The sequence below is a fragment of the Chryseobacterium sp. DT-167 genome (genome assembly GCF_058310155.1).
This window is the reverse complement of the sequence record NZ_JBZEEQ010000011.1, coordinates 145,538-165,330: the sequence shown is the minus strand read 5'-3', so window position 1 is coordinate 165,330 and position 19,793 is coordinate 145,538. Positions and strand designations below refer to the sequence as shown.

General features: G+C 34.1%; 16 protein-coding genes and 16 tRNA genes. 1 reads left to right on the top strand and 31 read right to left on the bottom strand.

The features are described 5' to 3' along the window. Window positions 1-104: 104 nt before the first annotated feature. Window positions 105-557, top strand: a complete 453-nt coding sequence (locus AC4FQ5_RS15190; protein ID WP_491144626.1) for a VOC family protein — start codon at window positions 105-107, stop codon at window positions 555-557. Here AC4FQ5_RS15190 and AC4FQ5_RS15185 read toward each other — a convergent pair. The 31 genes from AC4FQ5_RS15185 to AC4FQ5_RS15035 form a co-directional block, all read right to left on the bottom strand. Continuing rightward, a complete protein-coding gene (locus AC4FQ5_RS15185; protein ID WP_491144624.1) occupies window positions 547-2,811 on the bottom strand; it encodes a hypothetical protein in 2,265 nt (754 codons plus the stop codon). The genes AC4FQ5_RS15190 and AC4FQ5_RS15185 overlap by 11 nt on opposite strands. A 138-nt stretch (window positions 2,812-2,949) precedes the next feature. Then, the gene (locus tag AC4FQ5_RS15180; protein ID WP_491144622.1) at window positions 2,950-4,047 is read right to left on the bottom strand and encodes a slipin family protein; all 1,098 of its coding nucleotides are present in this window, start codon (window positions 4,045-4,047) and stop codon (window positions 2,950-2,952) included. Window positions 4,048-4,563: 516 nt separating this feature from the next. Next, a tRNA-OTHER gene (locus AC4FQ5_RS15175) sits at window positions 4,564-4,623 on the bottom strand. Window positions 4,624-5,051: 428 nt separating this feature from the next. After that, window positions 5,052-5,600, bottom strand: a complete 549-nt coding sequence (locus AC4FQ5_RS15170; protein ID WP_491144620.1) for a 3'-5' exonuclease — start codon at window positions 5,598-5,600, stop codon at window positions 5,052-5,054. A gap of 106 nt (window positions 5,601-5,706) precedes the next feature. Continuing rightward, entirely contained in the window at window positions 5,707-6,252 is a 546-nt protein-coding gene (locus tag AC4FQ5_RS15165) for a 3'-5' exonuclease (protein ID WP_491144618.1), read from the bottom strand. A gap of 187 nt (window positions 6,253-6,439) precedes the next feature. Continuing rightward, window positions 6,440-7,003 (bottom strand): metallophosphoesterase, encoded by a 564-nt coding sequence (locus tag AC4FQ5_RS15160; RefSeq protein ID WP_491144617.1) that lies wholly within the window; start codon window positions 7,001-7,003, stop codon window positions 6,440-6,442. A gap of 207 nt (window positions 7,004-7,210) precedes the next feature. Then, window positions 7,211-8,224, bottom strand: a complete 1,014-nt coding sequence (locus AC4FQ5_RS15155) for an RNA ligase, Rnl2 family (RefSeq protein WP_491144616.1) — start codon at window positions 8,222-8,224, stop codon at window positions 7,211-7,213. A 12-nt stretch (window positions 8,225-8,236) separates the two neighbouring features. After that, entirely contained in the window at window positions 8,237-8,608 is a 372-nt protein-coding gene (locus AC4FQ5_RS15150; RefSeq protein ID WP_491144614.1) for a cyclic-phosphate processing receiver domain-containing protein, read from the bottom strand. A gap of 4 nt (window positions 8,609-8,612) precedes the next feature. Continuing rightward, complete coding sequence (locus AC4FQ5_RS15145) at window positions 8,613-9,158, bottom strand: 3'-5' exonuclease (protein ID WP_491144613.1); 546 nt, start codon at window positions 9,156-9,158, stop codon at window positions 8,613-8,615. A gap of 93 nt (window positions 9,159-9,251) precedes the next feature. Continuing rightward, entirely contained in the window at window positions 9,252-9,737 is a 486-nt protein-coding gene (locus AC4FQ5_RS15140; protein ID WP_315054581.1) for a ribonuclease H-like YkuK family protein, read from the bottom strand. A gap of 91 nt (window positions 9,738-9,828) precedes the next feature. Next, window positions 9,829-9,899: transfer RNA gene (locus tag AC4FQ5_RS15135), tRNA-Trp, on the bottom strand. An 8-nt stretch (window positions 9,900-9,907) separates the two neighbouring features. Beyond that, window positions 9,908-9,980 (bottom strand) — tRNA-Gln (locus AC4FQ5_RS15130). A gap of 6 nt (window positions 9,981-9,986) precedes the next feature. Beyond that, window positions 9,987-10,059 (bottom strand) — tRNA-Phe (locus tag AC4FQ5_RS15125). Between the two features lie 89 nt (window positions 10,060-10,148). Beyond that, window positions 10,149-10,220: transfer RNA gene (locus tag AC4FQ5_RS15120), tRNA-Glu, on the bottom strand. Between the two features lie 83 nt (window positions 10,221-10,303). Beyond that, window positions 10,304-10,387: transfer RNA gene (locus AC4FQ5_RS15115), tRNA-Tyr, on the bottom strand. Window positions 10,388-10,561: 174 nt separating this feature from the next. Next, a tRNA-Cys gene (locus AC4FQ5_RS15110) sits at window positions 10,562-10,643 on the bottom strand. Between the two features lie 306 nt (window positions 10,644-10,949). Continuing rightward, window positions 10,950-11,021 (bottom strand) — tRNA-Asn (locus tag AC4FQ5_RS15105). Window positions 11,022-11,027: 6 nt separating this feature from the next. Continuing rightward, window positions 11,028-11,101: transfer RNA gene (locus tag AC4FQ5_RS15100), tRNA-Met, on the bottom strand. A 5-nt stretch (window positions 11,102-11,106) separates the two neighbouring features. Further along, window positions 11,107-11,179 (bottom strand) — tRNA-Glu (locus AC4FQ5_RS15095). A gap of 6 nt (window positions 11,180-11,185) precedes the next feature. Continuing rightward, a tRNA-Pro gene (locus AC4FQ5_RS15090) sits at window positions 11,186-11,257 on the bottom strand. Window positions 11,258-11,327: 70 nt separating this feature from the next. After that, a tRNA-Asp gene (locus AC4FQ5_RS15085) sits at window positions 11,328-11,399 on the bottom strand. A 7-nt stretch (window positions 11,400-11,406) separates the two neighbouring features. After that, window positions 11,407-11,480: transfer RNA gene (locus tag AC4FQ5_RS15080), tRNA-Arg, on the bottom strand. Between the two features lie 4 nt (window positions 11,481-11,484). After that, window positions 11,485-11,558, bottom strand: a tRNA-Lys gene (locus AC4FQ5_RS15075). A 6-nt stretch (window positions 11,559-11,564) separates the two neighbouring features. Continuing rightward, window positions 11,565-11,638, bottom strand: a tRNA-Ile gene (locus AC4FQ5_RS15070). 7 nt (window positions 11,639-11,645) lie between these two features. Further along, window positions 11,646-11,713: transfer RNA gene (locus tag AC4FQ5_RS15065), tRNA-His, on the bottom strand. 802 nt (window positions 11,714-12,515) lie between these two features. Then, window positions 12,516-12,794: a hypothetical protein gene (locus AC4FQ5_RS15060; protein ID WP_491144612.1), complete on the bottom strand. Its 279-nt coding sequence runs from the start codon at window positions 12,792-12,794 to the stop codon at window positions 12,516-12,518. Window positions 12,795-12,812: 18 nt separating this feature from the next. Further along, window positions 12,813-13,832: a tetratricopeptide repeat protein gene (locus AC4FQ5_RS15055; protein WP_491144610.1), complete on the bottom strand. Its 1,020-nt coding sequence runs from the start codon at window positions 13,830-13,832 to the stop codon at window positions 12,813-12,815. Then, a complete protein-coding gene (locus tag AC4FQ5_RS15050) occupies window positions 13,825-15,531 on the bottom strand; it encodes an APC family permease (protein WP_491144608.1) in 1,707 nt (568 codons plus the stop codon). Before AC4FQ5_RS15050 ends, AC4FQ5_RS15055 begins: the two co-directional genes overlap by 8 nt. Next, window positions 15,521-17,911, bottom strand: a complete 2,391-nt coding sequence (locus tag AC4FQ5_RS15045; RefSeq protein WP_491144606.1) for a hypothetical protein — start codon at window positions 17,909-17,911, stop codon at window positions 15,521-15,523. Before AC4FQ5_RS15045 ends, AC4FQ5_RS15050 begins: the two co-directional genes overlap by 11 nt. Then, a complete protein-coding gene (locus AC4FQ5_RS15040) occupies window positions 17,902-18,645 on the bottom strand; it encodes a hypothetical protein (protein ID WP_491144604.1) in 744 nt (247 codons plus the stop codon). Before AC4FQ5_RS15040 ends, AC4FQ5_RS15045 begins: the two co-directional genes overlap by 10 nt. Further along, window positions 18,618-19,751, bottom strand: coding sequence for an AAA family ATPase (locus tag AC4FQ5_RS15035; protein WP_491144602.1), 1,134 nt, complete (start codon window positions 19,749-19,751; stop codon window positions 18,618-18,620). Before AC4FQ5_RS15035 ends, AC4FQ5_RS15040 begins: the two co-directional genes overlap by 28 nt. Window positions 19,752-19,793 lie beyond the last annotated feature (42 nt).

The following is a 19,793-nucleotide window of genomic DNA, read 5'->3' as shown; positions in this document are numbered from 1 at the left end:
CTACAATAAATAAAATCTATCTATCATTCATTTCAAATAAAGGAATCAACAGTTATGTATTTTTGGAAATCCGTTGTCTAGCTTTGTTTTATTAAAATTAAACTATGATAAAAGGATTATATGAAACTCACATACAGGTAAGCAATCTGGAAAACTCAATACAATTTTATACTGAAGTTTTAGGTTTGGAGTTTGCTCATCATGACGAAACCCGTCCGATTGCCTTTTTATGGATTGGAAAAAATAAAGAATCCATGCTTGGATTATGGGAACAAAAAGAAAATTTACAGACAAGACACTTTGCTTTTTCTGCTGACAAAGAAGATATTTTAAATTATTCCGTTGAGTTTTTGAAAAACAAAAATTTAAAACCTTATAATTTTTTAAAAGACGGGATTGATAAACCTATGGTTTTCGCTTGGATGCCTGCTTTGGCGATTTATTTTAATGATCCGGATGGAAATCAACTGGAATTTATTTCTATTTTGGAAGGTGATGGAAAACCGGAATTGGGAGTAGTTTCTTACGAGGAATGGTTGGAGAAAACTAAGTCATAATCAATAATTCTTTAATCATTTCAGAAAAAATAACGGTTTCACTAATCCACGTTTCATCATAAAAAAAGCAATAGCGATTGGTATAATCGGCGTGATTCATTAATCTGAAACTCAGTTTATTTTCATGTTCATGATTATTAAGAATCTCGCATTTTATTTCATCAGAAAATAAATCTATTGTAAAATGGGCATAGATTCTTCTGGCATTGAAATAATCCGTCTCAATTTCAGAAACCGATTTTTTAATATTGTAAAAATAAGCAGCACCAAGTTCAGTTGACAATGCGTTGGAAAAAATCTCAATTTCCCTATCATCATCTACAAAATACAAACATTCAAAACTTCCGCTCCAGGCCACTTTAAGTTTTGAATTGCTAAACAGCAGATGCGATTCAGAATCTCTATTATCATGTCCTTTATATTTCATGAGCTGAGATTCGAAATCGAAAAAAGGAAAGGCAGGCTTTTCGGGAACTAAACTGTCTAAACTTTTATAATAATTATTATTGACCGGACTTATGTTATAGAAATAATCACTTTCATATTGATCCTTGGAATACAGTCTTACATCAATTCTTTTATCAACATAATTAACAATTTCTCCGTTTTCATTAAAATTGACTTTCACCGAATAGGTTCCAAAGAGCGGCGTTATATACGACTCATGAATTTTAAAAGCCGATATTATTTTTTGAGTTGAAAAATCGCGCATTACTTTGGTGACTATTCTGGCATAATTATCAAAGACTGCTGTTCCTGTAAAAATAATTTTATTGTAATAATCGTAGTCCATCACAACAAAATCATATACGTGGTAATTATTTTCAATCCGGTGATGATAATAAATGACATTTCCGTTTAAAAAGGAATCGAGTTCCGAAACATCTTTCATCTCATGCTGAAAAACTTCCACACGGCTCATGTATATATTTTCTTCCCGTTGTTTCAGAGATTCTGCTGTACGGGTAATTCGCTTTTTCAGTTTTTTATTTTCAAAAATTTCCTGAGTATATTCAAAGAGAGATTTTGCTTCTTTTTCAGGAATACATTCGCCTAAATGATTCTTATAAACCGTCTTATAAGCTGTAACCGGATTCTGAACATCAGGAATTTCCGGTAAACCCGCTGCAAAATATTTCCCATAATCAGATTCGAAAAATCCCTTTCCTGAAATTTCACCGATTGTATAATGTATATATTCCCATCCATCGTCAACCTGAATATCATCCGATAAAATTTTTCCGTTTTCATCATACTCAAAACCATCCCAGGTAGAAAAATCCCTGCTGTGATGATAAGCATATTTTTTTGAAGATTCTATTTTGCCAGTATTCACATCAAGCCATTGAGAAAATATTTTCTTTCCCGTCACATCATATGCCTTTATTTTTCTTTTTTGAAGGATATTCCGCTCATAGCATTCTACATCCCATTTTGTAAATCCGTTTTTTTCTTCATTCAAACGATAGATTTCAACTTCATAATCCTGATGTTGTGTATCAATCGCTTTATTGTCCCGAATGAAATATTTTCTTTTGATAATGTTTCTGTTTTCAAAATAAATAATTTCCTGAAGAATATCTTTTATGTAGACTTTTTTAATGAAATTTTGCTCAAAAAAAGCCTGTTGAAGATCAATTCCTATGTATCCTTTAAAAACAGAATCTGTAAAGTAGCTACAGCTTTCAACTTCGTAGTTCTCCTCTGAAATGATATATGGAAAAAAAGAAAGATAAAAGGTTTTTGAAATTTCCAATGCATGAATTTCTGAAAATTCTTTTATTTTTTTAAGAATTTCTGTTTTTTTGAGTAAAGGCTGACCCGTCGAAAAATATTCGAAACTCAGCTCCTCCCCTTCAACGGAATAAATACTTTTTTTGTGGTAATAATCTTCTTTACTAAGATAAAATTGTGCCCTGCTTCTGTTATCAGGATCTTCAACCTTTATTTCCTCACTTTCCAGTTTAAATTTTGAATATCTTCGGAAGTGCAATAATTTGTCATCTCCACAATTCTTAACGCGTACTACAGTAACTGACGAAATAAAAATATTCAGGAATAAAATTTCCTCATCAAGAATATTTGCATCCAAAATATAAATTTCTAAGTTTAAAAGTTCACCCCTAAAATAAGTTTCTGTTTTCTGAAGCTCATCATTTTGATAGATATGTTTCATATACATTCTTTTTCCTGTGAACTCATCAGTCAATATTGTTTTTCGGTCTCTTGCAGTGTATACAATTCTTTCTTTCATGCCTGATAAAAATAATAAAATAACTTAAGTTTTCAATAACACATTTACAGATTAAACTGTCTCATCAAATACTTTTATAAAAAAATAAGATGGACTTTGCTTTCACAAAGCCCATCTCTATAATGACAGTTATTAGTTTTATTTTGCAAAGATCTCTTTCAGCTGAGAAAGGATATTACTGTTTCCGGAAACGGTGATATCTCCAATTTTGTCGGCGATTTTCTCCATATATTCCATTTCTTTCAGCTTCCAGAGGACTTCATTTTCTTCCATCAATTTTGCGGTGTTCAACAAACTTCTTGTGGAAGCCGTTTCCTCACGACGCATGATGCTGTTGGCCTGAGCTTTTTTCTCGGCGATCAAAACCTGATTCATGATTTCTTTCATTTCTCCGGTCAGGATCACATCACGGATTCCGGCGTCAGAAGCTTTCAGACCAAGATCTTCGGCTTTGTTACCCAAATTTTCAAGGATTTCTTTTCCTACAGAATCTTTTTTCACCAGCAATTCATCCAGCGTCAAAGCTCCAACGAATTCACGCAACGCCAACTGCATCAAAATATATAATTGCTTATCATATTCTTTATTTTCCATCAATGCTTTTTCGATGTTTTCCACCTGAAAACGCACATAGAAATTGATACGAAGCATTGCTTTATCTTTCGTCAAAAGTTCCTGACCGGCAATTTCCATTTGCTGCATACGCGTATCGATGGCTTTTACTTCAACAGAAATTTCGTTGTTCCAGAAATAGTAAGTTCCAGCTTCCAGAACTTTGGTTAATTTTCCGTCAATCAACAACAATCCTTTATATTGATTCGTCACAACAAACTTTCTTGTGAAATTTTTCAACTTCATATTTTCCAGAATTGTTTTAGAGATTTTTTCTGTGATCTCTACTTTCGTCAAGTCGACTTTTTGAAATTCTCTGTTCAAAACACCTTTCCAGAAGGCATACTGACCAACATTCAATACTTCTTTGAAGATTCCGTTTTCATACATCAGAGCTAACTCGCCGTCCTTAACTTCAACAACTTCTAGTAAGTTTTTAAGATTTTCATTTTTCAGTAAAAGATTAAGATCATTTCCCGTTTTAAACTGATCTTTTGTTTCAAAAATTTCTACAGATTTATTCCCGAAAATCCAATGATTACCTTCTTTTAAGATCTCAATTAAGTTTCGGTTTTTGAAAACCAAACCAATTTGATACGCTTTAATTTGTACATTATTTATCATCGTTTTATATTTAATAGTTATTAATTTTCATTAAAAAAGGAAAATCGAGATTCTCTCTTCCAAAAATGGCGGAAGGAAAGTTTTTCACAAAATTCCATTCATTTCAGAATAGTATTCATAAACTTATTTTCTAATGAATCAGATCTTGGGCGTGTCCCTTGCCATCGCTGAAAGCAACAACTCCGGGTCGCTACGTTCACTTCTACTCCTCGTTCATCGCCTTTCGGCTCTTCACTGCGGGGTATCCGTTACCATCGCTCACGCGGTAAATCGTCCTTCTTAGAAAACTCTGTCCAATTATTGACTATTCATCAACCGAATTTCATTTCCAGAAAAAATCTTTTCTTACAGGCTTTTTCAAAATGCTGATTCAACAACTGAAAAAAACTCAAATTTTCCCATGGTGAATATTTTTAACGAGATATTCAAACTCTAATAAAAAATAGATTTTAAGTCTATTTTCAACCTACATTAATAGTGTAGTGCTCTAACCAGACTGAGCTACTTCACCCGAAGTGAAGACAGGATTCGAACCTGTGCTAAAATCTATTGTTCTACCAATTGAACTATATTCCCATTTTGGAAATAGAAGGACTCGAACCTTCAACCTATAGAGCGATGTGAAATTTTTTGGAAAATTCCGAAACCTTCAAGTCAAGTTGAACAGAAAAAAATAATATTTCTCAACAAAATCTTCTGCAATGGTGCTATACAGAAACACTCAACAAGACTTGCCTGATATTTTGACTAAAATCTGTTTTCAAAATTTTAGTATTGTTTTGTTTTGATGATGCAAAGTAAGGTTGTTGTTGCGCAGTGTTTTTGCGTAGAATATTTTAATGTAATTTTTTTGTCATTGCGAACTGAAAGTAAAGCAATCTATTGTTATTTATTGAGATTGCTTCGTCGCTTCGCTTCTCGCAATGACAGGATAACTATAAAAAAAGCTCCCTCTATCCAAGGAAGCCATTGTTATATTTCTATATTGTTAAATTGTTACATTACTACTGTTGCAAACACCAATGTAAAATCTTCGCAATATTTTTCGCATCATCCACACCTCTGTGATGCGTGCCTTCAAGCTTGAAATTCAATTCACCTAAAGCTCTTGCCATTCCGACACTTTTTCTGATGGTCGGATGCGTTTGTCCGAATAATGTTTTCACATTGATATGATCATCACTCAAAGGATAATCGACATTGAATCTTCTTGCCTGATTTTGAAGCATATCCAGATCATAGTTTCCATAACTTGCCCAAGTCAGGTCTTCAGAATTGTATTCTGCTCTCAGAATATCCAAAGCATCTTCTAATAAAATACCTTCTTCATCAAGCATTTTCTGAGTAATGGAAGTCAGTTCCGTACAAAACGGACTTACTTTTGAAAATTGAGGTTTTACTAAAATTCCCTCATTGTGAGAAATCTTACCGGTTTTTGCATCCATGATACAAACTCCGATTTCTATGATTTCACTTTCCTGACCTCTCGGCGGTCGGTCATCCCAACACGTAGCTTCGAGGTCTATAATTAATATGTTGTCTGTTGTTTTCACTTTTTTAAATATTTTAAAGGTTGGAAGTTTGAAGTTCGAGACTGGAAGTGAATGCCATACTGTAAAAACTTCCTGCTTCCCGCTCCCACCTTCCTTACCAAAATTATTATTCCAAAATTTCTCTCAAAATTCTGGCTGCATTGTAAGCATCGTCTGCTCCGCTGTGATGGCTTCCTTCAAAATCCATATTCATAGCACGCAGGGCTCTTTTTAAACCCATCATTTTATGAAGTCCATTATAATGTTTGAATTGATGCATCACATTGATATAATTTTCTGAAAAAGGATTTTCGATACCGAGATGATCACACTGTTCCATTATCTGTTCTTTATCAAAATTTCCAAAACCTGCCCAGGTAAGCGAAGTTGAATCATATTCATCCCTGATTTTCTCACAGGCTTCTTCAAAATGAATTCCTCTTTCTTCTATCAGTTTTGGAGTTATTCCCGTAAGATCTGTACAAAATTTGTTGATTTTAGACCTTTCCGGAATAACATAAATGCTTTGTTTTTTGGAAATTGCTTTTGTTGTTCTGTTTAATTCGCAAATTCCTATTTCTATAATATCGACTTTTTGTCCAGCGGGAATCCTGTCGTTCTCCCAGCAAGTCGCTTCTAAGTCGACGATTAATATTTCGTTTGTTGTTTTCATTTTTTATTGATTTATTCTACATATTTTCTTTTCATCTGCATTCGGTTTTAAAGTTGGAGGAGAAAGCGGGAGGAAATACCCTAAGGAAGAATTGTTGCTAAAGCTCTGCAAAGATAAAACCATCAGTACGCATTCTATTTACGCAGTAAAAAAATAATTTCAAAAAAGCTCCCCGAAAGGAGCATTTTTAGTTTCTCGGAGCAAAAGGTGGCGTCCATTTTTTTGTTTTCATCAATTCCTTGACTTCTTCGTAGGAAACCGGATAAAAATTATGACAATCGACTCCAACATCAATGCTTAAAGCATTTTCATCATCAGATAAAGTTCCGTGTGAGTGACCGTAGAGCTGCCAAACGCCGCGATGTGAACCATTCCAAGTTCGCATGGCGTAGTGAAAGAGTATAATTTTCTGTTTACCCTGAGTTGCTTCTTCATCTTCAATGGAAAGCTCGTGATAATCTTTAATCCATTCGAATCTATCGGAAACCCGAAGAGCAGAATATTCGTGATTGCCTTTTATCAAATGGATTTTACCATTCAATCGATCTAAAATACCCTTTGTAACATCCGGTTTTCCTAAACTCACATCGCCCAAATGGTAAACAATGTCATTTTCTCCGATTTTCTCATTCCATCTTTTGATAAGTTCCTCATTCATGTGCTCCAAAGACTCAAATGGTCTTTCGGAAAATTTTATAATATTTTCGTGACCAAAATGATGGTCTGCTGTAAAAAATATATTTGGTTTCATTTTTTTGATTGTTATTTTAACTACAAAAATTCTACTCATTGTTCGTCATTATGAAAGAATCTAAGCTCGTATTTTTTAATCATTATTTCTACAAGCTTTGCTTAGATCCCTACGGAAAGACAAAGTGAGCGTTTAATAAATAAACTTTTTGCGATTTTTATTGTTCAATTAAACTTATAAAAAAGTTTCGATAATAAATTACCGAAACTATACTTTTAGAGTCATCAACTCTTCTTTTACAACGTCAATGACTAAAGAATTCAACTTTTTGTTGATCCTTTTCTGTTCTTCTTTTTCTATGGTTGTGAAAACTTTCGGGAAATCTTTTTCAAAATCTTCCAAAATATCCTGTGAAAAAAGACCAATCACTTTGCCAATCATCTTAGGTTCAAATTTACCAATCTTGCTAACAACGTTGTTCAACCTGTTTGCAGTTGCATACTTTTGGATTTCTTCCAAAATATTTTTGGCATTTTCACTGAAACGAACTTCTTTTTTAACAGGTCTGTCTTTTCTAACCATTTTAGATTTCTCAGTCCACTTTTCATTTTTATTTTTCAAAATGATCCTTGAACCGTTTCCAAAATATTTGGTTTTCAAAGTTTTGACAATCGTTCCCTCACACATATTATTTTCAATTTCAGGGAATCCCAACCAAGCCGGAATTTTAGAATCGAAAACATTCGGAAACTTCAAAGCCTCGTCCAAAGTACCTTGAAATAAGATCTTTGCATAGAAAAATCCGGTTTCCTCGAAAATTTGGTTGACCAAATCGGTATCCAGATAAGTAGTGCCGTTCAACTTAATGTCGAATGCGTAAAATTCGTTGTGAGGTGCATATTCAACACCTTTTTGAACTTTTATTGCATCTTTTACGGGCTCAACTTCTTTATGTTTGTAACCGCCACCGAATAGTTCACCATAGATCACTACAGTTTCCAAATCCGGATGGATCGTTTTCACTTTTTCGAACAATTCAATTACGTTTTTTCTGTAACGTTCCAACATTTGATGGGCGTTATAGAATTTTTCATCCTTCTCGATGAAAGCGGTTCTTTTTGCTATTTTAATCTCCTTTCCGTCGGTAAAGAAAGAGAAATTAGCACCGTGAACCTTCTCCTGCACGATGAAAACCTCATCCCCAAAACCCTGCAACCTGATCTGATCGATCACGCGGGTTTGGTAAGCATTTTCTATAGAGTTATATGTTTTGAAAATCATTATTTTAATTTTTTAATAGTTTTTGAAATTTTTTAAAAGGCTTTCAATGTTTTCCTTTCCAACAGGATTCATGGAGTGACAATAGAATTGTGGTAAGTCTAAATAATTATCCAAACAATATTCTACCAACCATTTTGCACAATCGTAACCTGTTTTTTCAACGAATTCCTGAGAATCTGGTTTTAAATAATGTTCATCTGCAAGGTCGTGGTCAAAAGAAATCATTTCCGGAAGTCCTTTTTCCAAAATCCTGTTGACAAACTGTTCGTAATTCCGAACAATATGCCAGTCTTTTCTGAGGAAAATATCCTGTTTTGTATAATGATATGCTTCAATAGGATATCTTATATCATCCAGAAATAATAATCTTTTTGTAAGTTCCATTTCTTTATTTTTTTAAAATATCATATAGTAATTTCGCTGTGTTAAAAGCATCATCTGCTCCACTATGCGCACTCCCTTCAAATTCTATATTTCTTGCCTGAAGTTCTTTCAATAGTCCGATTGGCTTTTCTCCGCTCATCAAACTTATCAACACTTTCAAATCAAGATATGTTTTACTAAAAGGAAATTTAACATCAAATTCTCTGCATTGACTTTCCATAATCAATTTGTCAAATCCACCATAACCAGCATATGTTCTTCTTAATGAATTGTATCTGTTTTTGATGTTTGAACAAGCTTCCTTAAAAGAAATCCCTTCTTTTTCCAACTTTTCGGGAGTAATTCCTGTCAATTGTATACAATATTCGCTGACTTTCGATTGTGTCGGCTTTATCAGGTAACTTCTTTTATCCTCAATACTTCCATCCGCCACATTGAGTTTACAGATCCCGATTTCAATGATTTCTCTTTTTTGATTTTCGGGGATCTGCCCTTTTTCCCAGCAGGTGGCTTCAATATCTATGACAATTACTTTATCGTATAAAAACATTTTACTTTAATTTTTTTGAACGGAAGCTGGATGCAGAAAGTTTATATAGGTTTTAGAAAACTTCCATCTTCCTACATCCCGCTTCCTACTTTATTACACCATCATATCAGCACAATTGGAACTTGCAAATGCGTAAGGTTTTGCTTTAAATATATAACCCATTCCCAGAATATATCCCATCGCATCTTTCAAAGCGACGTTGGATTTAAAATCCGGATCGGTGTTAATGTCTGCGTGTACCTCCATTTCCACATCATAATTTTCCAGAATAGAGCAAATGGCGTAGGCGATTTCTACAGATTTGTTAACCTCGTTCAGCATTCGCTCTTTGATACTGATATTCTGTATTTCTCTTTCTTTTCTGATAAAGGTAAACGCTCCTTTTCCCTCACGAATAAAGACAACTGCCGTAGCATAATTAATGGCGTCACCGTAAACGTGGGAGTCTGAACCCACACACACTTTCAGTCGGTGTCCATTTGCCTGTTCGCGGATGATGGCTTCTTCTACCAGCTGTGTGATAGAGTTTTGGAAAATTTTTCCGGTCATGTTTTGCCATGTTTGTTGTTGCGTTTCCATTTTTTCTACATGTTTTAAATTGTTTTATTTAAATTTTAATTTGTTAGTTATGAATCATTAATTTTTTAATTATTGACCATTCATTTTTTTGCACTCCGAACTGGACTCGAACCAATACCATCAGTTTTGGAGACTGAGATGCTGCCATTACACTATCGAAGCAGTTTTTGTTGATTCATCAGGACTCAAACCTGAACAACAAGAGTCAAAGTCTTGTGTGCTGACCAATTACACTATGAATCAATTTTGTGGAACAGACAGGAATCGAACCTGTACCTCTAGTTTTTCAGACTAACGTGCAGACCTGCTACCCCACTCTTCCAAGTTTATTAGTAATGAGTAATAGGTAATTAGTAATATTAAAAATCTTCAACAATTACTTATTGCACATTACTCATTATTTATATTTTGTACTCTATAAGGGAATCGAACCTTGTTTTCTGCTCGAAAGGCAGGCGTCCTGAACCGTTAGACGAATAGAGCAATTAACCAACTGACTAGGAATCGAACCTAAACAACAAGAGTACATTTCCTGCATGCTGCCATTACATTATCAGCGGTGTTTGTGGAAGTAGTAGGATTCGAACCTACTCAGCAATGAAGCAACAGATTTACAGTCTGCCCCGACTCTCCAACTTCGGCGTACTTCCCTTTTTTATGGGTAATAAGTAATTGGTAATGAGTAATTTTTCCAATTAACTTTTAACTCTAAATTTTGTGAAGAAAAACAAAGCCTGTCATTATTTTTTTAGTTTGATATAAGAACTTCTACGCTCGACAAACTTTTATTTTTTCTTCGGAACTAATCTCATTTTAGTTATTTGAGATGGTTATGGGATTCAAACCCACTCAGTTTTCACAACGGTTTTGCAGACCGCCCCGACTCTTCCACTTCGGCGAACCATCGTTTTTATGTGTAATCAGTAATTAGTAATTTTTAAACTAACTTCTAATTTCTAATTTCTAACCTCTAACTTCTATTAAAATAAAGTCTGTCTTAATTTTTTGTTTGATATAAGAACTTCTGCGCTTTGACAAACTTTATTTTATCTAAAAATTTATATTATGTTTAAAACTTCATTCATCCATATTCCAACCCCTTTTTTTGAGTTAAGAAAAAGCCTGTCTATATTGTGTTTTTGGCGTAAAGATCTTCTGCTCTCGACAAACTTTTTCTTTCTCTTTGAAACAATTAACATTTAGTTTTTTTTGCGATTCCGGAAAGGCTCGAACTTTCAACTTCCGGTTTAACAGACCGGTGCTCTACCATTGAGCTACAGAATCATTTTGTAATTTCGGAAGGACTCGAACCTTCAACCTTCGGCTTATGAAACCGATACTCTAACCTATTGAGCTACGAAATCGTTTGCACTCCATAAGGGAATCGAACCCTTATTTACTGCTCGAAAGGCAGCCGTCCTAAACCATTAGACGAATGGAGCAAATTGTCTGGAAAGCAAGATTCGAACTTGCGACCTCCCGCGTCCAAGACGGGTAAACAACCACCGTTATATTTCCAGTTTTGCAGATTCACTTCAAAATTCTTTTCCGAGAGACAGTCGGATCAGAAATTTTTTCCGTGAACCTTTGCGGTCTATGCGAGAATCGAACTCGCAGTGCCTGAGCGACAGTCAGGCAGGTTAGCCATTACCTCAATAGACCTTTTTTGTGACCTCGACAGGACTCGAACCTGTAACCCTCGGTTTAGAAAACCGATGCTCTATCCAATTGAGCTACGAAATCTTTGTAACCCCAGAAAGATTTGAACTTTCAACCCCCGGTTTAAAAGACCGGTGCTCTAACCATTTGAGCTATGAGATTTTATTGTAATCCCAAAAGGACTCGAACCTTCAACCTTCGGCGTATCAGACCGATGCTCCAACCTATTGAGCTATGAGATTTTCACTTTGGGTATCTCCGGGGATCGAACCCTGTTCTCCGGTTCCACAGACCGGCGCTTTACCAAATAAGCTAAAGAAACCATAAAAAAAAGCGCCTCTTTTCGGGAGGCGCTTTATATATTTTGACGTGTCGCTACATTAGCTGACCCATTTATATAAGCACCTTTTATCCACAAATTCACTATCAAGAATACACGCAAGTCCCATCGGCTCTTGTCCGTGTTGTCTTGAATACTGATTAGATATGTTATGTAATTGTTTCATTATATTCTTGTTGTTTAAAATTGTTTTTTGGAAAGATTAAAAACGTGTTGCTTTTAATTTTCGGTTGCAAAGTAAGTATGAAATTTTTTAACTCACAAATTTATTTTTTAATTAACTATCTGTAAATCAATTTATTATACTCTATTTTCAGCATAGAGAATTTCTGTCCGTAATAATTTACAGATATCTTAATTACCTAAATGACTGTCTCTCATCGGGTTATTGATCACGCTTTATTTTCTTATTAATTGTTCATTGTTGATTAAATAATTTTCACTTTTATGGTTATTTTTTTTCATTCTAAATAATTTCTGCTCTAAAAACACAAAAAACGCCCCGATCATCGAGGCGTTTCTGCAGTATTTTGATTAAATTTTTACGAGTTTACAGTAAATAATTTTCAAAGCAAGCACATTTCGCCTCATCCAATATCATCCATTCATATCCAAACGATCCCTTTATTGCTGGGCGATCGCATAGATTTAAACTGATATGTACTCTTTGTATTGTCATAATTTTATTGGTGCAAAGATAAATGTTTTTCTTAATTTTTTAACGATTTTTATGATTGACAGATGAAAAACTATAGCTTTGCGAACTTCAGTCGCATGTTTTATTGATCTTTACTTTTGTTATCTTCTTCATTTATTAATTTATCCAATTCTTCAAGATCAGGAAGTAGACTTCCCTGATAATCATACAAGCTTTTATGTTCTGAAGTTGCAATAATTACTATTTCCTTTGCTTCCATTAAAGAAAGATTAGGAAAAATCTCTCTAATTTTCTTTATTGCAAACAATGGAGTTTTATATTTATTCATAATTTCATCTACAATTTCGTAAGCGTTTTTTCCTTCGTAATTAAGGTGAAAATATTTATTTGAGTTATTCATCTAGCGATTTTAATTAAATTAATTCCTAAACATCCTATTCCTCCCCGTCTTATACCTCGAAATATCTTTCAAAATCACCTCATCATCGGGATTGAAATGTTTTAATTCATTGACGATTTCCGAACGCGTTGCAACTTTTTCCGCAATGATTTCGTAGGCGATATTTCTTGTTGTATTTTGAAGTTTCGGATCTTTTTTAAACTCATATTTTATCGCTTCAAGATAGGTAATCTTCTTATCCGAAGGTGTTTTCTTGTACAATTCCTGAATCTGCTGATCGAGTTTTTTAACATCAAAAATATTGGCAAAATAATTATTCAGGCAATTAAATGCATCACGATCTTCTTCCCAGCCTTTCAGCAAAATCTTCTGTGCTTCATCCGGCATTTCCATTTTTTTACGATAAATCAAAGAACCTTTTACCATCTGATTGTTGCCTACATAATCGTCTACAACCATTTGATAATAAGTATTTGCATTTTTTATGTCATTGATTTGTCTGTACAGATCTCCTACTTTTTCCTTTTGTTCGAGCTCTTTATACAAATCGATTGCTTTTCGATACTGTTTGGCTTTTTCGTAGCAGTTTGCTGCTTCAGATTTATTTTTTAATTTTTTAAGATAAATAACCGCTGCTTCATTATAAAAACCACCGTCTTCCAAAGTTTTTGCACCACGGTAATTGTCCTGAAGAAGATTGATGTACACTTTTGCAGCTTTTTTATAATTTTTTTCGGCGATGTACTTTTGAGCAAGATCTTCATACTTATTTCTGATTCTGTCGAAAAGCGAACTCTCAACATAAGTGCTTCCACCTTTTCCACGACGACCATTTGCACCCTGATTTTGTTTTTCTTTATCTTTTAAAGCCGTAATAACTAAAAGAATAATCACCGCTATGACAATAAAAATCACGAGATTTCCTATCACATTCCAAAACGTCGCATGAAATAACTCGGCCAGAATTCCAATAATTTTGAAGATTACCAGAATAAAAAATGCTGCCATGAATTTGTCTATAAACTTCTGCCTATTCATCTTTATCCGATTTTAAAATGGTTTTGTCTTCGCTGAACAAACGGTAAAGCAGAAGAACAACACAAATAATAAGAATCCACACAAACCAGTTGTAGCCGAACATTTCGATCAAAGGATAGAAAATATAAGCCAGCATCGCAACTAGCAAAATGACAAGAAAAATTTTAATTCCGCCCGGAACATTATTGCCTCCTATATTTAAAGATTTCCTTTTTACAATAAAATTATACAATCCTACAATACCTGTCATCAAAATGATTAACCAAATGATTTCCGAGAAAGAAATATCGTTTTTTGAATATGGCTTTTCACTCACCAATGATTCAGCTTTTTTACCTTTGTTAAGATCAATCGGTGGTTCTGCTATTTCTTTTGTTCCGTAAAGTCTTCCTAAAGAATCTTCAGTTAAAATCTGTTTCTTTTTCAGAACTGTTTTGATAATCCCTTTATCGGCAGGTTTTCCAGAACTTATTTTGGTTAAAGAATCTGTAATTTTTTTCTTTACTTTTTCTTCATTTTGAACTAAATATTTTACGATTCTTTGGCGGTAAACTTTTTTTAAAGAGTCTTTTGCTGTAACAACTTTATTTTCTATTGAATCCGCTTCTTTAGAGATTTTTTCAATAGGTCTTCCTCCATTTTTAATATATTCTTTATAAGTTTCTTCTTCAGTATTCCCTGTAAGAAGCATCAATCTCTCAGTAGCCAACTCTTGTCTTTTTCTTCCGTACATTGAATCGATCTTCATATCAATATCCGTAACTCCTGATTTGTAAGCAATAACAGGATTTATCTGATTCTTATCTTCATTTGAAATACTTCCCGATGAAGCCATCGGAATATTTTTTGAAGTTTCTTCCCTATTAAGATACATAAAAAGTCTACTGACTCCGATCAATATCAGAAACACCCAAAACACCCAACGGTATTTTTCAGAATATGCAGAACTTTCTCCGTTTGAAGAATTTCCGCCGAATAATTTTCCAAACCAACTGTTTCCAAACATAAATTTTGCAAAACCATCTCCTCTTGAAGTTCCCGTTACATCCAGCGGAATTCCAAGATCTACAGCCCGGTCGGGATATTTTTCTATGTATTTTAAATATTTTTCGATTTCTTTTTTATTTCCTGCCATTACTTTTTTCAGATCAAAAGGCAGGTCTTTCATCCATTCTTCTTCGGTTTGCGGCTTTTGAAGTGCTTCTAAAACTTTCTCATCATCCATTTCAACGGTGTAACCCTCAATATTCTGAGGAATTTTCACACCATTTGATGGTTTTCGGGTTTTATCTTTAGATTGATTTGGATTTTGAATTAATGAGATCCAGTCAATTTCTTCATTCAATTTTACGAATCCAAATTCCGGATGCATGATCAGAAACTCCGAATCAATATTTTGCCATTCTTCGGAATTTATTTTTGGATAAAAAGTGGTATTTTCAGGAATAAAAAATTTATTATCAACACATTGAAAATAAGAATTCTTTCCAATCTCAGACGGAGCCGTACTTTGAAAAATAAGGAAACAGCCATATAAAACATTCGGCTCGTTGGAAGGAACCGGGAAAGACTGAACATTATTTAAATCTATCCCTGAAATTTCCATCTCATGAAGCCATGTCAACGGTGAAGAACCCTTTATTAAAAGTCCTTTTTTAGAATAAGTATTTTTCGGAAAAGGTTTAATTCTAAGCTCCATATTCCCAAATTTGATCTATAAATCTTTCCAGACATTCAGCATACATTTCTTCCATTTTTTTTACTTTCAACAGCGTATTTTGAGGCAAATAATATTCAGAACCACCAAATTCTGTGTTGGTCGCCAATGCCAGAAATCCATCATCCGTGGATGGAATATAAAATTCCGGAATGTTTTTATTACTACTTTTAAAAGTCAGCATTCCTCGTGAATCGGTGATAATTTCGCTTCCGTCGGAAAATGTAAATCTGTTTTTATTCTGTTCTGCAAGAATTCTTATCTGATGCTTATTTTTATGCAATGTTATTGAATTATCATATAATTTAGTCAATTCATTATTGGAAATAACGAGATTTTTTTCCGTATTGATGCCGATATTGGTGAAATTGCTCAGAATTTTAATTCCGCTGGTAGATAACTTTTTAATTTCTGCTTCAACCTTCAACGTATTTTTATCCATTTCTTTATCCTTCTCAAATACTTCTTCTAAATGAATATTTCCATCAATATTTAGTTTATAACTATAAGGAATGTCATGCTGATGAAGGTAAAAGCTTTTATCAAAATACACCAATTTATGATTGACAGGAATTCTTTTTCCCGTCAAATTCAGTTCAGAATATTCTTTTGTATTTAAATTTAATTTAGAAATCAATTTTTTATCCGGTTGATACTGACACAAAATAAATTCCTGCTGCTTATTTCTCGCCAAAGCAAACTGCCCTTTCGGTTTTACAGAAATATTCTCAATTAAAACTTCACAGCCATGATGGATTTTATAATAATCATAATAGCTTTTGTTATAATAATTATCAGACAGATACGTTCTCAGCAATTGTTTTTTACTGCTTAAAATGTAAAATTCACCTTCATATAAAAAATTTGCAATTTTATTAACCGGCGCTGGAAATAAAATTGGATAATTAAAAGGGACATCTGCTCTTTTCCTATTGTTGGTGCTATTACTTTCTCTTCTTTGTCTTCGTTGAGGCGGGTTTGCCCAAAGTTCCTGCAACGGAAGCACAATTCTCTGAATGTGTTTTCTCGTTCCTTTATGATGCTTATAAAAATTCAGTTCGCCATCCGAAGAAGTTGTTACTAAAAATTTCAGCCGGCCTCTGTTTTCGTGAATGACTTTTTGAAGATTTTGATTGGTTAAATTTTCCTGATTCGTAATGAAAAAAACTTCCAGATCCTTTTCCGTATGTTCTTCATTAAAGAATTTTTCGAGTGATTGCGAAACTTCCAAAACCGGACTCACCTGATTCAGGTTTTCTATCACCTCGTCTACTTTATCCAGAGAAATCGGGATATTGGTTTGTCCCAACGCAAAAACTTTACATTCCGAATGCGCTTTCGGATGTTTGATCACCGCAATTGCCGATGCAAACGCTAAAACTTTTGGAGTTCCCCAGTTTTTCAGAGAAGTATCGATTAAAATAATTCTTTCAAAAATATTTTCCTCAGGCGGAATTTCCCGCTGAATGTACAACGCTTCGTTATTTGCGACACGATTCATGAAAACATCATCTTCATTGGCAAATTCGGACAAAAGCATTCTGTGAAACTCGCCTTTATTGCTCATATCCGAAATTCCTCCGATCGGCTGTTCACCGGGAGAAAGATGACGCATCGGGATTTTCAGACCGCTCCAGATTCTTTTAATTAAGCTTCCGACCTGAAAAGTTTTTGGCTCTTCAATTAATTCCTGAATAAAATCCTTGTCGGTTTCTACCGTGGTTTCTTCCTGTACAACTTCATCTTCCAGCTCAGGGATTTCCACATCATTTTTCATTGCTTTGATGATAGACTCTGTAGTCGGAAATTTTTCACTTAGCTGTAATAGATTTCCGAGATCATCTGTAACAAAAAGTAATGAGGGAAAAACCTTTTTTATCGCACTTTCAGCAATTTTATAAGGTCTTTTCGCAAATCTTTTTAAAATTAAATCTGCGCTTCCTGCTGAAGTTTCATTATGAGAATTCTTAAAAAGAGTTTGAAGTAAAACAATTTTGGTTTGTCCGACTTTATATGATTTTTGTAAACCATTTAAATTTTCTAAAAACTCTAAAATTAAATTGATATTGTTAATTCTTGAATTTTCCTGAATTTTTTTCAGATGATAAGAAAGACCATCAAAGTTTACATATCCATCCTGCAAAGCATACAGAACCAAAAGTAAAGAACCAAACGGAGGTAAACCTTGCGGTTGTAATTGTTTTAAAACTTCGATCACATAAGGTCTGTAAGCAATTGCCCCTACATTCGGAATTGAAATAAGGTTGTTTTCATGATATCCCGTGTCATCGGGAACATCCTCATCAGTTGTCCATTCCCAAAAATAATCTTTGTATGATTGGAAATATTGTGTTAATTCCATTCTTTTGATTTTTCAGTCAGACGAAATGAGCTTACGGACAATTTTCGGAAATCATTTTTATTAAGATACAAAACACTTCCGTTTTCGTCCCATAAAAGCCATTGATCCTGACCTGCATTATATTTTCTCTGTAATAAAGAACTTAAATTTTTAAACTCAAAATCAAAACCTGTCGGTAAAAGATGTCCGTCTTTCGTCCAATATGTTTTTCCCGGAAAACCAAGCAAAGGATTTCCCAGAAATAATGCTTTATCATTAATAATAATCCAATCCAGTTTTTCCAGTTTGAATTTTGGTAAAGCTATAATTGTGTCTCTAATTTCAGATATTGAACTTAATAAAGCTGCTGCAGGTTGCTCTTCTTCGCTTAGTTTTAATGTAATTTCAACTTTTTCATCGATTCCGAAAAAATTTTGGTTAGATGGAGGAAAAGTTAATCGCAATGCCTTATCAATAGGAGTCCACAGCAAAGCCGTTCTCACTTTTTTACTTGGAACCAAAGCATCTTTTCGAAATAAAAGTCCTTCTCTTAATTCATACAAAAGAAAATTAGGCAACTGCTGAATTTCTGACGAAACGGTCTGTTCATCAGTAAAACCTTTCAGCCAAATCACGCCCTCTTCCAACGCAATCTGAACATTTTTCCAGTCACGAATCGAGCCCAGAAAATCTTCATCTACTCTGGGAAGTTCTGCCCAAAATTCTTTTATACGCTCTGCAGAATCTTTTGCCATAGACTTTCGATTTCTTGTTGAATATACTGTTTCTGTTCCGGATTTTTGATCCAGTCGCAACGTGTTTGAAGATATCTCAATTTATCTTTAATTACATTTTGCTCCTCAAAACTCAGGTTTTCATTATTCCATTTTTCAACCAGAATTTTCACGTCTTTCATCACTTCTTCCGGATTCGGAGTTTTGTTTTGTAAAGCCTGTGGATGCGATTTTGGATTGTCGTCTTTTTCAATCGTCCTGTTGATGATTCCTTCCAGAATTTCGATTTGCTCTTCTGTATCCCAAATATGTTTCAAGACCCATAAATCTGATAGGATCGCTTCATTTCTACCACAAATTAAAGCACTTGCGGCGATAAGATTCTGTAATTTTACCGCTCTACGGTCGGAAATCGCGATTCCTGTGTTTCGGAGATTGATAATTGTATTTAAATAAACCTCATAAATAGGTTTTAAATCAACCGTTTTACAAAGATTCTGAAGCTCTCTGATTTCGTTTGAAAGGATTTCGGGAGCTTCTGTTTGGATGTTATTTTCAAGCTTTCTTCCCGCCAAAAGTACCTGCTGAAGAAGATCGGGATGCACGTAATCTACATTAATTCTGATCAGAAAACGGTCGAATAACGCATTCAAAGCTTCATCTTCGGGAAGAACATTACTTGCTCCCACAAACATCAACGCAGGAAGATTCTTCGTTTCTTTTCCTCGTTTGAAAATCTTTTCATTCAAAGCCATCAAAAGGGAATTCAGAATTGCTGAATTGGCATTGAAAATCTCATCCAGAAAAACCATTGACGCTTCCGGCATCATTCCTTCTGTGTTTGTCAATAATTCTCCTTCTTTTAATTTTCTGATATCAAAAGGTCCGAAAATTTCATTCGGTTCTGTGAAACGTGTCAACAAATATTCGAAGTTTTTGCCGTCTTTTACGGTTTTTGCCAATGTTCTTACAATAGCAGATTTTGCAGTTCCCGGAGGTCCGTATAAAAATGCGTTTTCTCTTGCCAAAAGACAGATTCCCAATAAATCGACGACGTCATTTTTCCCAACGAAAGTGTCTTTAACGTAAGTAAGAACTGTGTTTAATTTTTCTATATGTTGAGTCATTATTTTTTTGTTTTATATTTTTGCTTGCTTCTTTGTTTGACG

Bases quoted from the DNA above. Each gene is read 5' to 3' on its own strand.
- AC4FQ5_RS15190 (WP_491144626.1), top strand. From the start codon at position 105: ATGATAAAAGGATTATATGAAACTCACATACAGGTAAGCAATCTGGAA.
- AC4FQ5_RS15045 (WP_491144606.1), bottom strand. From the start codon at position 17,911: ATGGAATTAACACAATATTTCCAATCATACAAAGATTATTTTTGGGAA.
- AC4FQ5_RS15155 (WP_491144616.1), bottom strand. From the start codon at position 8,224: ATGATTTTCAAAACATATAACTCTATAGAAAATGCTTACCAAACCCGC.
- AC4FQ5_RS15055 (WP_491144610.1), bottom strand. From the start codon at position 13,832: ATGAATAGGCAGAAGTTTATAGACAAATTCATGGCAGCATTTTTTATT.
- AC4FQ5_RS15140 (WP_315054581.1), bottom strand. From the start codon at position 9,737: ATGGAAACGCAACAACAAACATGGCAAAACATGACCGGAAAAATTTTC.
- AC4FQ5_RS15150 (WP_491144614.1), bottom strand. From the start codon at position 8,608: ATGGAACTTACAAAAAGATTATTATTTCTGGATGATATAAGATATCCT.
- AC4FQ5_RS15160 (WP_491144617.1), bottom strand. From the start codon at position 7,003: ATGAAACCAAATATATTTTTTACAGCAGACCATCATTTTGGTCACGAA.
- AC4FQ5_RS15050 (WP_491144608.1), bottom strand. From the start codon at position 15,531: ATGGAGCTTAGAATTAAACCTTTTCCGAAAAATACTTATTCTAAAAAA.
- AC4FQ5_RS15145 (WP_491144613.1), bottom strand. From the start codon at position 9,158: ATGTTTTTATACGATAAAGTAATTGTCATAGATATTGAAGCCACCTGC.
- AC4FQ5_RS15165 (WP_491144618.1), bottom strand. From the start codon at position 6,252: ATGAAAACAACAAACGAAATATTAATCGTCGACTTAGAAGCGACTTGC.
- AC4FQ5_RS15185 (WP_491144624.1), bottom strand. From the start codon at position 2,811: ATGAAAGAAAGAATTGTATACACTGCAAGAGACCGAAAAACAATATTG.
- AC4FQ5_RS15035 (WP_491144602.1), bottom strand. From the start codon at position 19,751: ATGACTCAACATATAGAAAAATTAAACACAGTTCTTACTTACGTTAAA.
- AC4FQ5_RS15180 (WP_491144622.1), bottom strand. From the start codon at position 4,047: ATGATAAATAATGTACAAATTAAAGCGTATCAAATTGGTTTGGTTTTC.
- AC4FQ5_RS15060 (WP_491144612.1), bottom strand. From the start codon at position 12,794: ATGAATAACTCAAATAAATATTTTCACCTTAATTACGAAGGAAAAAAC.
- AC4FQ5_RS15040 (WP_491144604.1), bottom strand. From the start codon at position 18,645: ATGGCAAAAGATTCTGCAGAGCGTATAAAAGAATTTTGGGCAGAACTT.